The following is a 17809-nucleotide window of genomic DNA, read 5'->3' on the forward strand; positions in this document are numbered from 1 at the left end:
ACAGTGCGTTACGGGGTGGCGCACGAGTGATCGCGCCTGGCTGCGACCAGGCCGTGCCAGCGGGTGCGGGTAGCGGTCTCGCCGTGAGCGGATCTCACGGGGGTGTCAGCAGGGAAGGGGTGACCGGCACCCAATATGATCGAGCCACGATGGCAGAAACGTTCGATTTTCCGCGTGATCTGGTGGACGCCCAGCTGGAGCTGCGCAGCGTCCGGTCGGAGCTGTCCGCCCTGTACAAGCGCCTGCCCTGGTCAGTGGAGCCGCTACCGGGGTGGACACACACAAAGGACGGCGGCCGCTACTTCGGAACGAAGCGCCCCGACTCCCCAGGCTGGACCGACGAGGAAAAACAGCAGGTCAACGACTTGCGCGCCCGCCAGCTGGAGCTCGTCACCTCCATCTACGTCCACGACTTCTGGGCCTCGTGCACAGACCCGGTCACCGCGCGCTCCGCACTCAAGCACGTCACGGCCCCCGACACCGCTCCGACCCGTGATGGATGACAAGGACGACCTGGCACCGGACGTCTCGCCCCCGCAGGCCGACGTCACGCTCCCGAACGGCCAGCACCTGCAAGCGGCGGTGATCCGCCGGCGCCGCGACCGCTCGGGCGTGTGGTGGTACGACCTGGAAATCGAGCTGCCCGACCGAGTCGACGACCGCCGCCACGGGCCGGCCCTGACCTCCCGCAAGGTCACCTTCTGCGCCCCGCACCCCGTCGTCCAGCGGATCGAGGGCGAGGACTACAGCAGCCTCGACCTCCCCCCGCCCGAGCACCGAAAGCGCTGGCGCCTGTCCCCACCGCCCCAGGGCGACGGCTGGGCCGACGTCTACCTCCACCGCCCCGACTGCGCGCAGGCGGCCTCGGAGGGCGGCCTGGTGACCGACCAGGAGGCACGAGAGGCACTCGCCGGGCCGGACATCACCGCACCGTGCCCGGTCTGCCGCCCCGACACCGTCCTGCAATACGGACGCTGACCGCTGGGCCGGGGCTGCGCCGCGGGCGTCACCAAGGCAGAAGGGCACAGGGCCGCCGGGCGGGGCCGGGACGGTGGGCACAGCAGCTTCCCACCGGAGTCGTCCCGCGGTCGGGGCCCCGCGGTGTGCATGCCACACCCATCCGGCCTCGGGTAGGCGGATCGTGTGCCCCCGGGTGGGTGCCGCGGGGGATCGACATGCTCGCGGCGGGCGGCAGGATGCTGCCGCCGCGCGAGCCGCGGCAGCCGGTGGACCTGATGGCCGCGCTGGAGGCACCCCTCCGCTATGCCCGGCGCGCCCGTGCTGAGCACCTCAGGTGACGCCCAAGTGAAGACCTCGACCGAGCGGGAGCCGAGTTGGCCGGCGGCATCGATGGCCTGAGCGAGGCCGAAGCCGCCATCACCCGCGAAACGGATCCGGCACGACAGGTATGACCGCTGGACGGCCCGGCTCATGCGAAGAGCTGACGCGTAATGACTTGTTCCAAGACAGCAGGTCAACTGGCCTTGTACATATGCATTGCTGACATGTCGACCATCGGGTGTACGGTCATCCAACCGGATGGTAGCTGGGAGTGACCGACCGGTAACAACGTAGAGCTACCCGGCACTGGATCGTCGGGCAGGACAAAGGAGACCAGCTCCCGTGGTGCACTCTCACCGTGGCGCGACGCCGTGCCCGGTCTACGCCCGCCCCAGGCGGGCCTGATGGCGGCTTTCCACGTTCCCGAACACTTCGGTCAGCTGCCGAAGCTCCACGTCTACGTCGACGAGACAGGTGACCGGGGTTTCAGCGACAGGTCCCAAACCCAGTCGCCGTTCTTCGCCATGACCGCCTTAGTGGTCCCCCAGGAAGACGAGTGGACGGTCACCTACACCGCAGGTGGCTTGCGCGCCCTCGTCCACAGCGGCCAGCCGCAGCAACTTCTCAAGCCGATCCACTGGGTTGAGCACTTCAAGCCCAAGCACCCCGAGCGGCGCAGCCGGGCCGCGCAGGCGCTCGCCTCCATACCCACGGCGCGGGTCATCCACGTGATAGCGCACAAGGCGACCTTGAACCAGGACAACGAGATGCGGCGGGACAAGGGCGTCTTCTACAACTTCACGACCAGGCTGCTGCTGGAACGTGTCGCCCACCTGGCCAGGGAGTGGCCCGGCGGGAAGCGCCTGGCGATAGTCCGGCTCGGCCAGGTCAAGCACATGGACCACCAGGACTGCGTGAGCTACCTGGACCAGGTGCGCAGCGGCAATGGCGAGACCTTCGGCGTCCCCTGGGAGCACATCAAATGGCCGCCCACCTGGGAAAGCACCACGCGTAACGGCATTCAGCTCGCCGATGTCCACGCCGGCCTGCTCAACAGCGCGCTCAGCGGGCACCCCCAGGACACCGCCTGCGCGCAGAACCTGCAGAAGATCAGCCACCAGCTGCGCCGATCGGCACGCGGCGAACTGCTGGGCTACGGCATCAAGGTCATCGGGGACAAACGCTTCATCACCGAACGGGCCTGGTGGCCGGACCTCAAGAACCTGTGAGTGCACAAAGCCCCCGGGGGGACTCCCGGGGGCCACAACCACCTCGGAGGGTGGAGGGATCCAGTTCCCTGGTTCCGGCCGTATTCCCGGCAGCCCGCCTAGGGGCTCTTGCGTGATATCACCCTACCCGCAGCGGCCCGTTTCTCACCTGCCGAACCCCATTCTTAACGACTCAATCACCCCTCCGATTGCCGGAATCGCACTAGTTCTTGAGGAGAGGCTGAGAGCGAGCGAGTCAGCTGCCCGCCGATGCCCCCGAAGGGGTTGAGCACAAGGCCCATTCCATTTCCATTCCGCGCCTGCCGACACGGTGGCCCGGTTCTCGGGACGCTGATCTCTTCGCTGCGCAGCGAGGTCAGTTGTCGTGCGGGTCTTCCCCGGAGTGGAGCCGGCTGGCGAGATCGCCAGCCCAGCCCAGGGCCCAGGCACGCAGGTCCTCGATCTGCTCAGGGCTCAGTCCGTAGTCGGCGAAGTCCTGATCATCCCACCACTCGGCGCCGGCGAGGCGGTCGTGCAGGTCGTGGAGGCTGAATTCGAAACGGGCGTGGCGGCGGCCAAGGTTTTCCAGGTCGGCGGTGGAGCGATGCCTGTTCGCGGCGTGGACGTCGATGAGATCGCGGACCGCGCCGCGGTCCGCGAGTGCTCGGACCTTGGTGCCGATCACATCGTCCAGCGCGAGAACCGGCCCGTACTCAGTGATCGTCGGCGGCGCCCAGAACGCCTCCTTGAGGACGTCCACCTCGCACTCCTCGCCCGTGGCGGGGTCGGTGGCGATGAGCCGGCCCGACAGCGGGCTGGACTCGATGTGCCGCACGCCCCAGCCACGCTCGGCCAAGCCGTCGCCGACCGTGTGAACGATCTCGTCGATAGGTGCCGGGCTCTCGGTGGCCACGTCCAGGTCCTGGGAGAGCCGGTCGACCAGGCCGTGGGCCTGCACGGCGTACCCACCGGTGATCACGAGCGGGTAGGGGGTGCCGATAGCGAGGACGTCGGCCAGGAGCCGGCGGTGCAGATCTGTCAGGTTCACGCGGCCGTCGCGGCTGTCGCGGTGGTGAGCTCAGGGAACGCGGCTTCCCACACGTCCCTGATTGGTCGGCTGATCAGCGTGCGCAGCACGGGCCACTGCGCGATGAGCAGATCCCGGTTGAGGAAGTCGATCAGGTCCTGGCGCTGCCCTTCGGCCAGGACAGTGCGGTACAGACTCATCCGGGAGCGTGGCTGTTCGAGTCCGTAGGAGCGGCGGCCCGACCAGACCACGTGCAGCGGCAGGTCGACCGTGCCGCGGTTGGGACCGTTCAGGTCCTCCAGCTGAGCAGGCAGCCGCTTTGCGTACTGCGCACACAACAGCTCGAACGCGTTCGGAGGAGACGAAGGGGGCTGCTCGGCCATGCCCCCAGTATCGCCCGGCGCGCCACGCGGTTGCTACGCCGCGGCTGAGCTCGGGTGAGTGACTGCGTTACCGGCGCCCCCAGTAACGCCGCCGCTACTGGACGCCACGCAAGTGATCTTGGCGGGCGGTGACCATGCCACGCCACCGCTCCCGGACGGTGTGCGCATCGTCAAGCCACTGGACGGCGCTCTCCGCGGGCTGGGGCAGGTCGCCCATGGCGGTGGCGATGTCGACGTAGTAGGCGAAGTCACCGCTGACGGTTTCCTGGCGCAGGCGGCTGAGGGTGGCGTTGAGGTCGTCGTGTGCATCGCGTACGGCGTGGTGGAAGGCGATGGCGGTCTCGATGAGTGGGGTGAGCCAGGGAAGGCCGGCGACGGTGCTCTCGGCGCGCAGGGCGGTGGCGCGGTCGGCAACGTCGCCGTCGGTGCCAGCGTCGCGCACAAGGGCCGCGACGGCGGCGTAGAAGGCTGTGGCGCGCTGGTCGAGGGGGGCGAGGTACTGGTGGGCGAGGGCGAGTTCGTCGTCGGCGCGCAGCGGGTCGGTGAAGGCGGTGACCAGGGCGAGGAGGGTCTGGGCAATGGCCCGCTCGCCCGGGGCGTTGTGCTGTTCGGCTTCGGTGCGTGCGGCTTCGAAGGCGGCGGCGGCACGCTCGATATCGCCGTGGGGGAAACGGATGTGGGCCAGGACGCGGTGGTGGCGGCCCTTCCATCCCAGGCTGGGAACGGCGGCCAGAGCGGTGGGGAAATCTCCGCGAATCCGGGCGAGTTGGGCCAGGCCGCGGCGGGCGCGCGGGGCGAGCCGGCCCTCGGCCTCGGCAACCTGGCGCATGCCGTCGAGGGCTTCGTCGGTGCGGGCGAGGTCCTTGTGGGCCTTGGCCCGGTAATACAGCGCGAGGTCGGAGAGTTCCCCGGACAGCAGGCCGGTGTCCAGGACGGCGGTGAGGCGCTCAGCGGTGCGCTCGCGGTGCTCGTGCTGGCGGCGTGTGATGGCGGCGAGGAGCTCGGCCAAGGCGTCCGCGGGCGTGTCCGGGCCCGCCTGCGGCTCGGTACCGGAGGAGGAGGCCGAGGTGTGGACGGGTGGGGCGAGGGGCTCCCAGACGGAGTCCTCGGTGTAGGCGAAGGCAGCGTCGGTGAGCCAGTTGAGGTCTTCGAGGTGGTGGTCGCGGGCCAGGCGTAGGCCCTGGCGCAGGCAGTCGATCAGCATCGTGCGATCGCGCTGCGGCCCGTGGCGCCATTCGTGGCCCAGGGCGGCGAGTGCGCGTGTGGCTGCCCGGTGCCAGTCCTGGGGTGACCAGCGGTCGTCGGTGTGGTCTTCGGCGTGGCGGATCGCGGAGCGGACCACCTGGTGGAGGTGGAAGGGCCACAGTCCTTGGGGGTCTTCGCGGATGAAGGGGCGCTCGGTGAGCCGCAGTGCGGCTGCGTCGTGGGTGAGGCCGGCTACCTGGGTGGCCAGGGGAACGGAGAAGGCGTCCAGGAGAGACACCGAGCGCAGGACATGCCGCTCGTCGGTCGTCAGGTCGCTGACCGTGCGGGAGATCAGGGCGGGGAAGTCGCCGAAGTCTGCCGGCTGCGGGTCCCGTCCGCTGCGCCGTATCTCCAAAAAACGCATGACCGCCAGGTCGAGGTAGAGGGGCAGGCCGTGGGAGCGTGCGGCGATGGCGTGGCGGAGGTTTTCATCGATGAGGGGTTGTCCGTCGCGGGACAGGCGCCGGGCGAGGTGGTCTTCGCAGTCCTCGGGGGAGAAGTCGCCGAGCAGGATCTGCCGCTGGGCTGGGCCGGTGTTGCCGCGGGAGGCGGGCAGGTGGTCGGCCAGGCCGGGCCAGGCGGCGGGGCCGGTCCAGTCGAGCTGCCCGTGGAGGCCGTCCTCGGCCCATTGGAGCCGGTTGCGCCCGGTGATCACGAAGAACGCCTGGGGCATCAGCCACACAATGCGTTGCAGCAGCCGTTCGAGATCCCGGTTCGTGCGGTCGCCGATGTCTTCGAAGGTGTCGAACAGGATGACCGGGATGACTTGCTGGGTGGCGGGGAGTTGGGCCAGGTCCCAGGCGAGCAGGTGGGTGGCGAAGCTCAGGGTCTCCAGGTCGGGCTCGGCTTCGAGGATGTCGGCCAGGCGCGCGCAGCCGGCCAGCGCGCGTACGGTCTGGCGTCGCTCGCGCAGGGCGCCGACCAGCGTGGTGGTGAGCTGGCCAAGAGCGCCGCCGACGGTGCCGGGCAGGGCCAGTGCCTGGGCGACGTCAGACAGTGTGGACTGCATTTGTTGCGGCAGGTTGACCGCGTTGGTGAATCGGCTGAACAGGCCGCCGCGCCGCAGGTATTCCTCAAGGGGTTCGCCGGGGTGATTGCGTTCCCAGTGCCGGCGCAGGGCCAGGTCGAAGGCGGGCATGGGGCGGCCCAGGGCGGCGATCGCCAGGCGGAGGGAGAGCACCACGCGTTCGAAGTCGATGCCGGTGGACCGGGCGAGGTCGATGCGCAGGGGCAGGATCCGCTCAATCGGCCAGGAAGGGGCGCCCCACTGTGCGGGACGACCACTTTGGTGGGTGAGCGCGGTCTCGATTTTGCGGGAGAAGGTGGATTTGCCGATGCCGCCGACGCCGTGGCCGACCAGGATGTTGTGCCTCGGGCTCACCAGGTCTTCGACGTCGAAGGCGGGGCTGGCGACTCGGTGCAGATGGTCGGTGAGCGTGGTGACGACGGCTTGCCACTGGGCCTGTCGGTTGGTGAAGGCATCTTCGGCCGCAATGGACCGGTCATTTACGCCGAACAGCATCCGTAGATCCCGTGCCACGACACCCCCTGAAAAAGATCATTAGCGGGACCAACTTATGTGCCCTGGCCCCTGCCACGCGATCCCTTGCCGTAACCCGGGTCCGATCCGGCCAGGTCTCGGCCGGGACAATGGCGCCAGCATCCCCTGGTTCCGATACCCGAAGGACACCCCCGCTTTGTCTGAGCATGTGACCCCCGAGGCCGCCGAGCTGCTGGTGCAGGCCGTGAGCTCCTTGTATGCGGAGCAGATCATCGTCGAACGGCGTGCCGCAGCGCCCGATCAGGAGCGTCTGAAGGCCCTGAAGGAGCAGTTGGCGGCGTGCGCCGCCGACCGGGAGGCGCTGCAGGACGCCGGCCCGGAGGAAGTGGCCGAGATCGCGGCCCGTTACGCGGCCCGCGCGAGGGAGTTGGACGGCCAGTAGCCGGGACCCTGATGGAGGGGGACAGGCAGCGGCGCCGAGGTGCGCGTGGAGGTGAGGGTCCGCGGTTGCAGGTGAGAGGGCATCAGCGGCCAGGCCAGCGCGGCGATCTCGACCAGATCCGACCGGTACTGCGGCAGCTCGCACTGCACGCGCTGAAGGGTGGCGAGGAACTGGCCGGCTTCCGCCGGGGTGTAGGGGAGCTGCTGCGCAGCCTCCAGGGCGTGTCCGCCCAGGGGCGTTCGTGACCAGGTTCCGTCCGGGGTGCGCTCGTTGCGGTACACCGCGCTCAGGTCTCGGCGGATGATGGAGACGGAGTCGACGGTGTGCGGCTCGCCTTCGGCTGCGCGGAGCGCGTCGGCGAGAACGTGGAAGGTCGCATCGTGGCCCGCGGCTGAGGTGAAGCGGGGGGTGCCGCCGAGGCGGGCCACCTCGGCACACCGGGTCGCGGTGCCCAGCCGGCTGTCTGCGGCACGCGTCGCCAGGACGATCAGCTCCACGCGGTAGCCCGCCCGGTGGTGGCGGCGCGCGCTGTCGATCAGGTGGCCGACGCTGTCCGGGGCGATCTCGATCAGCAGGTCACCGCGGCGCGCGCGTACGTATGCCTCGGCCTGGTCCTGCCAGGCTCGGTAGTCGGCCCTGATCCGGGCCGAGGCGGTGCGCGGCTGCTCCTGAAGGAGGAGGCGGTAGTCGGGGTGCATCGCCTTGAACATCCCGCCCTCGATCCGCGTGGGCCGGCGACGGTGCAGCGCGCGGCGCAGCATGCGCGACGTGCGGGTCTTACCGGCCCCTTGGGCACCCATCACGTACAGCACGACCGGCTCGTCCTGAGCGGTGATGCTGCTCAGGTACATGGGCACGATCAACTCGTCGAAGACGAACGCGTGCTCGTCGGCCGAGAGGCGGTGGTAGTCGACCCCCGGCGGAACGGTGAGCGGCTGGGCGATGCGGCGCACCGGTTCGGCCAGCGCGCAGGCCCGCTCCAGACCGCCGGCCACGGCAAGACGTCGCTCAGTGTTCGTCACCGCGGGGTGCAACTGCTCTTGTACCCCGGAGATCTGGCGGCGAAAGCGCCAGGTCTCCGGCGCCGTCCACGGCCGCGTCCATTCCGCAACCAGCGCTTGGTGCGCGCCGGCGGGGGACCGCCAGCGGCCCTCCTCGGTCAGCGCGTTGTCGTACAGCACATCCAGGTCACGCCGGACGACCATCACTCGGTGGGCCAGCTGCTCGGCCTCGATGACCTCCACGGACTCGCGCAGGCGCCGCGCGCACTCGTCGAGGTTGTCCCAGGAGATGTACCGGCCGGTCTCCAGGTAGCGGTCCAGCACGCTCAGCTGCGTCACGGCCTGGGCTGTCGCCAGTGCCACCAGCTCGACGCGATAGCCGGCCGCCCGGTAGGCACGGGCCTGTTCCGGGTCGGCCAGCGGGGTTTCCACCACCGCATCGAGCCGCCGGCGGCGTACGTACTCCTCGACCTGCGCCTGCCACCGCAGGACATCTGGACGGACCTTGACGCCGGCCGTCCGCTCATCGCTGTTCATCAGCTCGCCGTACGCGGGGTGAGCAGTCTTGTACAGATCGCGGCAGACCCGCACCGCGCCACCCCGCTGGTCAAGGACCGTGTGCAGGAGGTCGATGAGTGTGGACTTGCCGCTTCCCGGCCCTCCGGCGACGAGCACCACCACCGGCTCCTCCTGGGGGGCAGCCTCCTTGGTCCAGGTCGGCAGGATCCGGGACGCCAGGATCTCCTCGTGCTCCTGCTCGCTCAGCACGACCGGTGTGACGTCCGCGTCCTTCACCGCAATCCCCTTGAGTTCGCCCGTCAACGCTTGTCCAGCTCGGCAAGGTCACCCTACCAAAAGATCCGATTGGGTTAAAGAATGGGTTAAACAACAGGGTAAACACTGGTAGTGTTCGGAGTGGAGGTAGACAGGTATGGCATCCGAGGAAGAGCTGTTCGCGAACATCGACGCGCTACTGGAGGAGGAGCCGCAGCTCCCACCCCCTGCGGAGCGTGCCCGACTGCGTGAGGCCGCCGGCATCACCCAGGCCCGCCTCGCGGCCGCGCTCAAGACGACGACGCAGTCCGTCAAGAACTACGAGAACGGCCGCTCCGAGCCGAAGTCGCCGCGCCTGGAGGCGTACCAACGACTGCTGAAGGGCTGGGCGGCGAGGTACCCCGCGCACGGCGCTGCTGTCGCCGCTGCGCCCGCTCCGGACGCCGCATCGCAGCCAGTTCCGGAAACGTTCACGAGCCCGCCCGTGCCCGAGGCCCCCGAGGCGGAGACCGCCGCGCCGGTAGAGCCTCCCGCTGCCCAGGCCGCGCCGGAGCGTCCGGCCACCAGGCGCCCGGCGACGTCGCGGCGTCCCGCTGCGAGGAAGGCCGCCAAGCCCGCGACCGATCCGCGGTTCCCGCACGGCCCGCTCGCCGTACTGGACGGCGACGGCTCCGCGTACGGCGTGGACGGCATCGTGCTCGACTGCCCGGCCACCACCGTGCCGGAGCTGGTGGACTGGACACTCAAGGAGTCCGGTCTCGGCGCGGCCAAGCTGCACCGCAACGGCAAGGACAGCGACCCACTGATCGTGCTCACCGAGGCCGCCGCCGTGAAGCTCGGTCTCCCAGAGCGCCTGGAGGGCCACGAGCAGCGCCGCTCCCTGCGCCTGCCCGAGGACCACCCCGTGGTCAAACAGGTCACAAAGGCGAAGTGGAAGCTCACCCAGCGCGGGTTCGGCCCCTGGGCGCGGATCTACCGCCCCGCCCAGGCCGGACAGCGACAGTGCGTGCAGCTCGCCGTCCTCTCATGGGACGCGCTCGATTCCCGGTCGTGGCCGGGAGTTGCGGAGATGGAGCCGGCCGACGTCGCCCGCGTCCTCGGCATCTACGCCCAGCGCGTCATCACCCCCCGCGGATCGACCGCCGTCTCCGGGCTGGAGCTGATGACCGCGCTGCGCCCGCCGACCCGGGCCGTGCAGGACAAGGAGACCGGCAACTGGGTCTCCGGCCACAACCCCGGCTCGCTGGGCACGGAACCGATGCACCCGGCGCCGCCGGAGGCCACCCAGGAGCACCCCGTGGTCGTGAACAGCAGCTGGACCGGCGGCTTCCTGGATGAGGAGGCGTACCAGTGGGTGCGGTCGGTGGACCTGCTCTCCGACGAGGAGTGCCTGCTGCCGTACGCGGTCGGCCTGGACCTGAACACCGCGTTCCTCGCGGCAGCCGCCCGGCTCACGGTCGGCCTCTCCGCCCCCGACCACTTCCACCACCCGACCTTCAACCCGAAGATCCCCGGCTCCTGGCTGGTGGACCTCTCCCACGTTGAGCTCGACCCGCGCCTCCCGTCGCCGTTCACGCCGACCGGCGAACGCCCGACCGGCCCGGCCTGGTACCAGACGCACACCGTCGCCTACGCCCAGGAGCTCGGCTACAACGTCGCCCCGTTCGAGGCGTACCTGCGCCGGGAGACCGGCGCCTACCTGGACCCGTGGCACGACCGGCTCAAGACCGCCTACGTCGACACCCTCGCGGACCTGGGCGTCACCAAGGATCTGACGGACCAGGAGTTCCTGGCCGCGATGGAGCGGCACAAGGACGTCGACACGGCCCTGGCCGCGGTGCTCGCCGCCATCAAAGCCACGGTCAAGGGCGGCATCGGCAAACTCCGCGAGCGCCCGCAGGGCCGCCACTACAAGGACGGCGAGCGGTGGCCGGCCCTGGAGCGCCCGACCTGGCGCCCGGACATCCGCGCCGCTGTCATCTCCAAGGCCCGGGTCAACATGCACCGCAAGCTGGCCAACATGGCGCGGATGACGGGCCTGTACCCGCTGGCCGTGCTGTCCGACTGCGTCGTCTACCCCTCGCCGGGGGCCTCACCGCTGGACTTCCTGCCGTACGCCGCCTCCGGCAAGCCGCAGCCCGGCGGGTTCCGCCTCGGGCCTACCCCGGGCCTGGCCAAGCTGGAGGGCGTCCAAGAGATGTCCTGGGCGGTCGACCTGATGGAGAAAGGCTTCAACCCCGCCCGACACATCAAGGGCGGCGACGCCGTCATGGACGAAGGAGAGTAAGCCATGACAGACGTACACGAAGCCCTGCAACGTGCGGACCAGGAGACCTTCACCCGCGAGCCCCCCAAGAGCCTCCGGGCCCGCATCAACTTCCTGGTCAAGCAGCTCAAATCGACCAAGGCCGTCGCGAGCGAGATCGGAGTCAGCCAACGGTCGGTGGAGCGCTACCGCACCGGCGAACGGAAGCACCCGCCCAAGGAGATCACGGACCGGATCGACGCGGCGGTGCGCGCCCGCTGGCAGCCACAGGTCCGCAAGCGGCGCCAGAAGCAGGCCGCCACCGCCACCGGCATCACCGTCGAAACGAGGGCCCGGTTCGGATACACCGCACCGATCGGCACCACCGACGACGGCCGCTTTCGTCGCCTGACCGTCCACCTCCCGCCGGAGTACGCCCGCCGCTTGTTCGACGCCCGGGAGCAAGGGGCAAACGACCAGCAGATGCGCGACATCGTCGCCGAAGGACTTCAAGAAATCTATTTCAAGGACGGCGGACGCCGCGCCGACAACCTTGAAGTCGAATTCACCGACATCGACTACTTCGACGTGTCCTTCTGAGAGGAACACCAAATGCCCGAGGGATTAACCGACCGCCAGTGGAAACGAATCCTGCGCCGGCATCCCTTCCGCCAACAGCTTTGGCTGTACTATCCGGTCGCCCATGCCGCGAGCCTGCAGATTCTGAGCGTGTGCGACCGAACCGGCTGGGACGCCGCACGGCTGTCCTGGAACATCTGCGCACCATGCCGCCGCGGCCACATCGCCAAGATCTACATCGCCGACCACTGGCAGCGACAGGGCCTGGGGCGACGGATGGTCCAGCGCGCGATGCAGAGGGCCGAGGACTACCACTGGACCACCACCCACCAGTCGCCCCAGGCGCAGCAGTTCTTCCCCGCCCTCGCCCGTGAGACCGGAGCCGCCTTCACCACCCAAGTTCCTGTCTGCGAGCACATCCGCACCGCCGGGTACAGCCTGACGACACCCTGCTTCGAGCGCCGGTAACACCCACCCTCCTCAACCCGCTCCCGCCATTACCGGCGGCCCCGTACCGTGAGATCGACGACGCTCAAGAGGAGGCGCTCGGCGCTGTCGGCGGGATAGGGCGGGAGGGGCCGTTCATCCGTCGGGCCAATTCGGGTCGAGCCAGTCGGGTTTCGGCTTGGGAGAGACATCTGTAAGGCCGGGCAGCGGATATGGAGTATCGGTGTAGCGGGTCACCGTGTGGTCCTCCCATGTCCGCACGTCGTAGAAGTACGCAGCTCCATCGCGGACGGTGATGCTGATCGCGCTTGAGTACGAGCGTCCCGTCAAGTCGCGGTAGTCCAAGAGCAGCTGAAGGGCTGACTCATCGGCTGCAATTTCATTGAAAGCAAGTTCTTGCACGTCACCGGGTGACAGAGCAGCTGCAGACCAAAAAGCCGGGAGAGCAGCGCTTGACTCTCCTTGGAGCTCAGCTCTCACATGCAAAGCAGGACCACGGCCAGTGTTGTGAATGGATAGGTGCAGGTGGTGGCCATACAGGGAGATGGGTTCGATCTCCACTTGCCTCTCGAAAAGCGCACGTACTGTGACCCCGTGTTTCGGAACAAGGAAGGGTCGCCACTGGGCCCTTTGGTCAGCCGTAGACTCTTCAGCCAGAGTTCGGGTGCGCTTGGCCAGAAGGGCGGTATAGACCGCCAAGGCGATAGTGCCGATGGCTACGAGCGCTTCCCACCCGAATAGCCAAGGGTTGGCCTCTACGCCTTCGCCAGTAGCCATGTCCCCAAACAGCATCGGTGCTCGCTCCCTTGTCTGGGTAAGCACAGCTCATTACTGGGCACTCTCCCGAGTTCTGCACAATGTCAGGAAACAGAGCGCACCAAGAGAGTTGGCTACCCGCTTGCTTGCCAAGCCCAAACAACCCCCACCTGGCGCATTCAGGTGCCTAGAGCCTCTGAGGCCGCTGAGGGCTGGGAGGTTGTGAGCCTCACAGCACGATTCCGCAGGTAGAGCCAATACTCAGAGGCTGTTGTGGGCGGGATCGTCTCGCTCAGCTGACGGAGACGTACAGCTGGTCGTCCTCCGTCAGGTGCCCCCTGACGCCCAGAGACTGCCACATCGCAACGATGTGCTGACCGCACTCCTGGATCGCCCGGTCCGTGGCCGCGAACTCAGCCAACGGCGGCAGGGTCGGGGTCGTATCCAGCACCTCGCGGATCTGTGTCCAGACCGGACCGAGAAGCCGCTGTACCGCCGGGTGATCCGTGGCCGCGGTCAGGAGTGGGGCGTTCCCGCCAGCCTCCTCGACAGCATCGGCGTGCGCAATCAGCTTGAGGACCGACCCGGTTCCGAAGACCAGGCCGCCGTACATCTCACCCAGGCCGACCTCGCGTGTCCGGTATGCCTGAACGAGGTCGGGCCAGCCAGGGTGCACATCATCGAGGAGGTCGACGAAGGCGACGCGGTACCCCTCACCGAACACGTCAGCCAGGGTGAGCGGCCGGGGCTCGGAGCCGCCCGGCGTCACGGTGACGAACTTCCCCAGGAGCGTGTTGGAGAACAGGTCGCACCGGAACTCGTCGGCAGCCTCGTACGCCCAGATTGCCGCCACCTCGTCCGGCGTCAGGTCCCGGGTCGGCTTGGGAGGCCGGGTACCGGCTGCCGCCCGGAGCCTGCCGATGAGGGCGTGCCCGTACTCGTGCCCGACCAGATGCAGGAACTCCACCTCGTCGAAGTCCTCGTCGGCCGCCGCGTCACCGGTGGCGAGCACGATGGCCGTCTCGCTGAAGTCGCGGACCAGACTGATCGTTTTGCCCCTCACAGTGCCGCCGACCCGCTCGGGGCTGAAGTCTCGCTCGGTCTCGCTGCGCGCCTGGATCGATGCTGTGATGTCGCCGGTGAGCACCACCGTCAACTCCAGGTCCGGAACGTCGAAGTCGTCGGCGATCACGCAGATCATGGCGTGCACACTCTCGATGACCCTGGTCAGACCCGGACGGGCACCGTGTTCTTCGATAACAGTCAGGGCGTAGGTAGCGCTCACGTGGTTCTTTCGCTCGCTGGGCAGGTTCCGCCCATGATGCGCCTCACCACCGACACCCCCGCACGGCGACCTATTGGGCTAGGCGCTCGCGCCCGTGCTTCCGTACGCCCTGATCGGGTCCGCCGACGCGGAGGGCGATGACAGGTATGACCGAGTACGCCCAGGGCGACGTCGCCGGACCGGCGCGGCCGCCGCTCAGCGCGGTGCAGGCCCGGGAGGTGACAGGCAGGGCTGTGCGCGGCGATGGACGGCGCCAGTGCTCCGTAGCGGTGCTCGCCGCCCGGGTCTGTGACGCGCATGCCGCCCGCGTCTGGGTGCCGCTCGGCCACGGCTCGTGGTTTGGTCACCCGCCGACTCGCCACGCTTGCTTCAAAGCGGCCTCCAGGCCCTCGATGAGCCCACCGTGCCGCCAGGCCGTCCACGGCGTCTGCACCGCACTGTCCTGTAGGCCACCGCTCCCGCCTGCTCCTGTGTGGCACACAGGACGTTTCCCCGGGTGGGCAAGGCCCGGTGTGAGGGTGCGAGGTGTGAGGCGAAGCCTGCGGCGACGGAGTGCCGCTGCTCCTGGTCGTGCTGCTCGGTGGGGTCCTCTGGGTGGTGGTCGTCGTCTCGGTGGTGCTGCGCGCGGTCCTGGTGGTGGTCCTCGGAGTGCAGCAGGGCGGTGTCGTGGGTGGAGCGCAGCATTTGCATGGGCCAGGCGGCACACGGGTGCTGCACGGGTAGCAGGCCGGCCCCGGCCGGTGCAGCTGCTGCACGCTGCTCGGGCCGTGCTGCACCCGGCCGGCGCCTCCTGCTCCGCGGCCTCCAGCACGACGGTGGGCCCGCCCCGGCGCTGCATAACATCGCAGATCTGCATGTTCCGGGCGAGATCTATGCACAGCTGCCGCATATAGCGCCGTAAGTCAGAGCCCGCTGACCTACGGCACTTTTCGTGGCGCGGCTGCCACGAAACGGTGGCAGCAGCGCCACCAGCGGGACAGCTGCCGGCGGGTTTCCCACAGAGGGGAACGATGTATGTACGCACGGACCGGAGCAGTCGCTGGCTGTTCTGGAGAACCAGAACAAACCGGTTTACCTGGTGCTACCGCCCTCTCGGGGCCGCACGTCGGTGACCTGTGAGTTTCCCCTGGAGGAGATCGATGTCCGCAGGCTGTCACCAATCGGAGAGACGATTGTGCCCTTGCCTCAATTTCCTGTGCGGCAGGGGCACGTTCCGCGGTCGGTCATCACCCGGGGGTGAAGGCGGGCCGCACTATCCGGCGGCGCGGACAGCCCGGAGCGGCTGGCTCTGACGCTTGGGTGGTGCGGTTTCGTACAGCGGGACGGTGATCTCGGGCAGTTCGCCGGCCTCGATGCGCTCGGATGCGTCCTCGATCGCTTCCTCCAGCTCTTCCTGGGAAGCGTAGGAAGCGATGTAGGGGTGGAGGTAGTAGGTCCGGTACTTGCGGTCCACGGGCCTCAGCACGAGGTTCCGACTCTCCAGCAGCGACATCGCTGTGTTCGCTGAGTTCCGCGACAGGCCCACGCGCGCCCCCAGTTCGGCCTGGGAAGCGTTCACCTCGCCGCCGGGCTCCTGGCGCTCGATGAGGGCGCTCAGAAGCTCCAATGCGGCCTTGGTGAGGTCCAGCCGGTACAGCATTCCGAAACCGGCGCTCGCCTGGATCAGCATGCACGCCCCTCCGCGTCGACCACTTCATCTTCCCCGTCTTCTGCCCCGAGCTCCAGCTGAACGCTGCGCGGTGGCCGCGGGGCGTTCAAGGCCGGAAAGACTTCTTCGGGCAGCTTCCCGTCCTCGTCGCGCAATGCGTCCAGGATCTCGCGCTGCCGGTCTCCGTTGCCCTCGAACCCGAGCATCGGATTCACGAAGATCAGCCCAGTGTCCACGCGCTGGATCATGTGCCACTCCTCAAGGCGGCCGATCGCCCGGGTCACGTTCGACCGTTCCACGCCCAGCTTGTCGGCGATCTTCTTGTGCGTGGCCTTCAGCCAGCCCTCGCGCTGCCGACCGATGCACCACAGCAGCACCGCGGACTGGATCGGCGACATACCGTGCTGGGCGATGAGCACGGCCAGGACGTCGGCGAGGAAGTCGTTGGACACCACGCTGTAGCCGGAGCGCCCGTACATGTCGTGCGGCGCGCGGTAGGTGTACCGGACGCTGACGTCCATCTGCTGCACCGGCCGCTTGCGGGTCGGCGGCTTGATGTCCTTGCCCAGCCGGGAGGACAGGGTCTCGCGGAAGGCGCTGTCACCACCGGGCGGCACGGCGGTGATCTTGCCCTTCCCGCGGCCGGCGGTCGGGCGCTTGGGCTGGCGGGGCATCGACGGTGGTCCTGTCCTCGATCTTGGGGGTCGCGCCGGACACTAACAGTTGTTCAACTTCAGTTGGCAGATTTGTACACGCTGGCGTGGCGCTTTGGTGTCGACGCCGACACAGTAGATTCAAGGCGTACTCCCCGGGAACCGGCCCTCACCAGCAACGTTCCCCATTTGTACAAGTAGGGTTGGCCAATATGGGTGTCGGTGTGGCACCACGGACACATTTCCGCAGGTCAATGTGTCAGCCCTGACACATCTCCTTCTGCAAAAGACCAGGTCAAAGCAGGGTTTCCATGAGCGCCCTCTTTTCCTTAAGACGCACGCGCGCGCGAAGGCAGGACCAAAAACTCACGCTCGTGGGGCGGGCCGCTACGCACGGCACCAGCCGCCACAGCCGGTGGTGCGCAGCACAGCCTCCACCCGGCCCGCACGACCACCACACCTGCGAAGGCCCCCAGGAGCATCGCAGGCGCCACTCGGTGCGCCAACGGTGCAAGGCAGGTCCGCGCGGGGCCTGTGGACGGCTTCCTGCGGCACGACGCGGAGCGGGGCCCGTCGATGGCTGCGGCGGCTTCGCGTGCGGCTCCATGGAACTGGTGCGGACCGTAGGCTGCATCAGCGCTGCTGCGTCTCGGGTGGTGCTGGCCGTGACGATCCCAAACATCAAGGCGTGGCCAGTGCCTGTGGGCGGATCCGCCGTCCGGCCCCGGGGGCCGGACGGCTCCGGTACCTCCGCACATCGAATTTCGACTCTCCCATATCGGGCTTCCGTTCTGTGGCCGAGCTATTCATAGCCGCGCTGCCGGCAATTTTTCTGCTGGGACGGTGGTGTCACGGACAGGACCAAACGCTACACAGTCCAACTGCATGATGCATCGCTCTGCCTACCGCGCTCACTTTCCCGGATGAAGTGTCAGCGGATTCAGCACCATTGAGGCGCGTCGGCATGTAGGCTGGGCGGGCTATCAGTGAACGTGAACACGCCGTATTTGGAAGTGGGGAGGGGTCGGGTGGAGCGCAGCGGAGCCCGTAACTGCGATGGGGCCGGCACCCCGTCAGGTCGACGGTCCGTCAGTCTCGTTTCGGGGGTGGTGGCTGGGAATCCCAAGCCCTACACAGGCTCGCGCGCGATGCACCGCCCCCGTAGCCAGCCAACAAGTCCCCGCTTGCGGGGACTTCACAATTCGCGCGCAGCGCGAATTGACGCGTTTTTAGAATTCCGCTTGCGGAATTCAATTCCCCCGCTTGCGGGGGAATTTGACGGAGCGTAAGCGGAGTCGTTTCACTCCTCCGCGCGCCAGCGCGGAGGGTCCCGC

At 68.4% G+C, this 17809-nt stretch carries 16 protein-coding genes; 8 read left to right on the plus strand and 8 right to left on the minus strand.

Translation table 11 applies throughout. The features are described from left to right. Positions 1–149 precede the first annotated feature (149 nt). The 3 genes from ACFWJW_RS30875 (at position 150) to ACFWJW_RS30885 (ending at position 2510) form a co-directional block, all read left to right on the plus strand. Positions 150–503, plus strand: a complete 354-nt coding sequence (locus tag ACFWJW_RS30875; protein ID WP_387247474.1) for a hypothetical protein — start codon at positions 150–152, stop codon at positions 501–503. Then, on the plus strand, positions 496–978 hold the full coding sequence (locus ACFWJW_RS30880) for a DUF6233 domain-containing protein (protein ID WP_387247475.1): 483 nt from the start codon (positions 496–498) through the stop codon (positions 976–978). Before ACFWJW_RS30875 ends, ACFWJW_RS30880 begins: the two co-directional genes overlap by 8 nt. 707 nt (positions 979–1685) lie before the next feature. Beyond that, positions 1686–2510 (plus strand): DUF3800 domain-containing protein, encoded by an 825-nt coding sequence (locus ACFWJW_RS30885; protein ID WP_387247476.1) that lies wholly within the window; start codon positions 1686–1688, stop codon positions 2508–2510. A 355-nt stretch (positions 2511–2865) separates the two neighbouring features. Here the strand turns inward: ACFWJW_RS30885 and ACFWJW_RS30890 are convergent, their stop codons facing one another. The 3 genes from ACFWJW_RS30890 to ACFWJW_RS30900 all read right to left on the minus strand — a co-directional run bounded on the left by ACFWJW_RS30890 (position 2866) and on the right by ACFWJW_RS30900 (position 6684). Then, positions 2866–3537 carry a nucleotidyl transferase AbiEii/AbiGii toxin family protein gene (locus tag ACFWJW_RS30890; protein WP_387247477.1) on the minus strand — a complete coding sequence of 224 codons (672 nt, stop codon included), beginning with the start codon at positions 3535–3537 and terminating at the stop codon, positions 2866–2868. Beyond that, on the minus strand, positions 3534–3899 hold the full coding sequence (locus ACFWJW_RS30895; RefSeq protein ID WP_387247478.1) for a hypothetical protein: 366 nt from the start codon (positions 3897–3899) through the stop codon (positions 3534–3536). Before ACFWJW_RS30895 ends, ACFWJW_RS30890 begins: the two co-directional genes overlap by 4 nt. Before the next feature lie 94 nt (positions 3900–3993). Beyond that, complete coding sequence (locus ACFWJW_RS30900; protein WP_387247479.1) at positions 3994–6684, minus strand: ATP/GTP-binding protein; 2691 nt, start codon at positions 6682–6684, stop codon at positions 3994–3996. Between the two features lie 157 nt (positions 6685–6841). Between ACFWJW_RS30900 and ACFWJW_RS30905 the strand changes: the two genes are divergently transcribed. Beyond that, positions 6842–7087 carry a hypothetical protein gene (locus tag ACFWJW_RS30905; RefSeq protein WP_387247480.1) on the plus strand — a complete coding sequence of 82 codons (246 nt, stop codon included), beginning with the start codon at positions 6842–6844 and terminating at the stop codon, positions 7085–7087. Here ACFWJW_RS30905 and ACFWJW_RS30910 read toward each other — a convergent pair. After that, complete coding sequence (locus tag ACFWJW_RS30910) at positions 7051–8883, minus strand: zeta toxin family protein (RefSeq protein ID WP_387247481.1); 1833 nt, start codon at positions 8881–8883, stop codon at positions 7051–7053. The two genes, ACFWJW_RS30905 and ACFWJW_RS30910, sit on opposite strands and share 37 nt — an antisense overlap. A 136-nt stretch (positions 8884–9019) precedes the next feature. On the opposite strand from ACFWJW_RS30910, the gene tap reads away from it, so the two are divergent. From tap to ACFWJW_RS30925, 3 genes are all read left to right on the plus strand, one after another. Next, on the plus strand, positions 9020–11149 hold the full coding sequence (tap, locus tag ACFWJW_RS30915; RefSeq protein ID WP_387247482.1) for a telomere-associated protein Tap: 2130 nt from the start codon (positions 9020–9022) through the stop codon (positions 11147–11149). A 3-nt stretch (positions 11150–11152) separates the two neighbouring features. Then, positions 11153–11707 carry a telomere-protecting terminal protein Tpg gene (tpg, locus tag ACFWJW_RS30920; RefSeq protein ID WP_387247483.1) on the plus strand — a complete coding sequence of 185 codons (555 nt, stop codon included), beginning with the start codon at positions 11153–11155 and terminating at the stop codon, positions 11705–11707. A 129-nt stretch (positions 11708–11836) separates the two neighbouring features. After that, complete coding sequence (locus ACFWJW_RS30925; protein WP_387247484.1) at positions 11837–12154, plus strand: GNAT family N-acetyltransferase; 318 nt, start codon at positions 11837–11839, stop codon at positions 12152–12154. Between the two features lie 114 nt (positions 12155–12268). Here ACFWJW_RS30925 and ACFWJW_RS30930 read toward each other — a convergent pair whose 3' ends face one another. Together ACFWJW_RS30930 and ACFWJW_RS30935 are read right to left on the minus strand one after the other, a co-directional pair. Next, positions 12269–12925: a hypothetical protein gene (locus ACFWJW_RS30930; RefSeq protein ID WP_387247485.1), complete on the minus strand. Its 657-nt coding sequence runs from the start codon at positions 12923–12925 to the stop codon at positions 12269–12271. A 256-nt stretch (positions 12926–13181) separates the two neighbouring features. Next, entirely contained in the window at positions 13182–14174 is a 993-nt protein-coding gene (locus ACFWJW_RS30935) for a hypothetical protein (protein WP_387247486.1), read from the minus strand. Positions 14175–14744: 570 nt separating this feature from the next. Here ACFWJW_RS30935 and ACFWJW_RS30940 point away from each other — a divergent pair. Then, the gene (locus tag ACFWJW_RS30940) at positions 14745–14897 is read left to right on the plus strand and encodes a hypothetical protein (RefSeq protein WP_387247487.1); all 153 of its coding nucleotides are present in this window, start codon (positions 14745–14747) and stop codon (positions 14895–14897) included. Between the two features lie 529 nt (positions 14898–15426). On the opposite strand, the gene ACFWJW_RS30945 is transcribed toward ACFWJW_RS30940, so the two are convergent. Together ACFWJW_RS30945 and ACFWJW_RS30950 are read right to left on the minus strand one after the other, a co-directional pair. Next, positions 15427–15843, minus strand: coding sequence for a hypothetical protein (locus ACFWJW_RS30945; protein ID WP_387247488.1), 417 nt, complete (start codon positions 15841–15843; stop codon positions 15427–15429). Then, on the minus strand, positions 15837–16496 hold the full coding sequence (locus tag ACFWJW_RS30950; protein ID WP_387247489.1) for a MarR family transcriptional regulator: 660 nt from the start codon (positions 16494–16496) through the stop codon (positions 15837–15839). Before ACFWJW_RS30950 ends, ACFWJW_RS30945 begins: the two co-directional genes overlap by 7 nt. Positions 16497–17809: the final 1313 nt, after the last annotated feature.

The organism is Streptomyces sp. NPDC127097, assembly GCF_042724075.1.
In the GTDB taxonomy this organism is placed as follows: Bacteria; Actinomycetota; Actinomycetes; order Streptomycetales; family Streptomycetaceae; genus Streptomyces.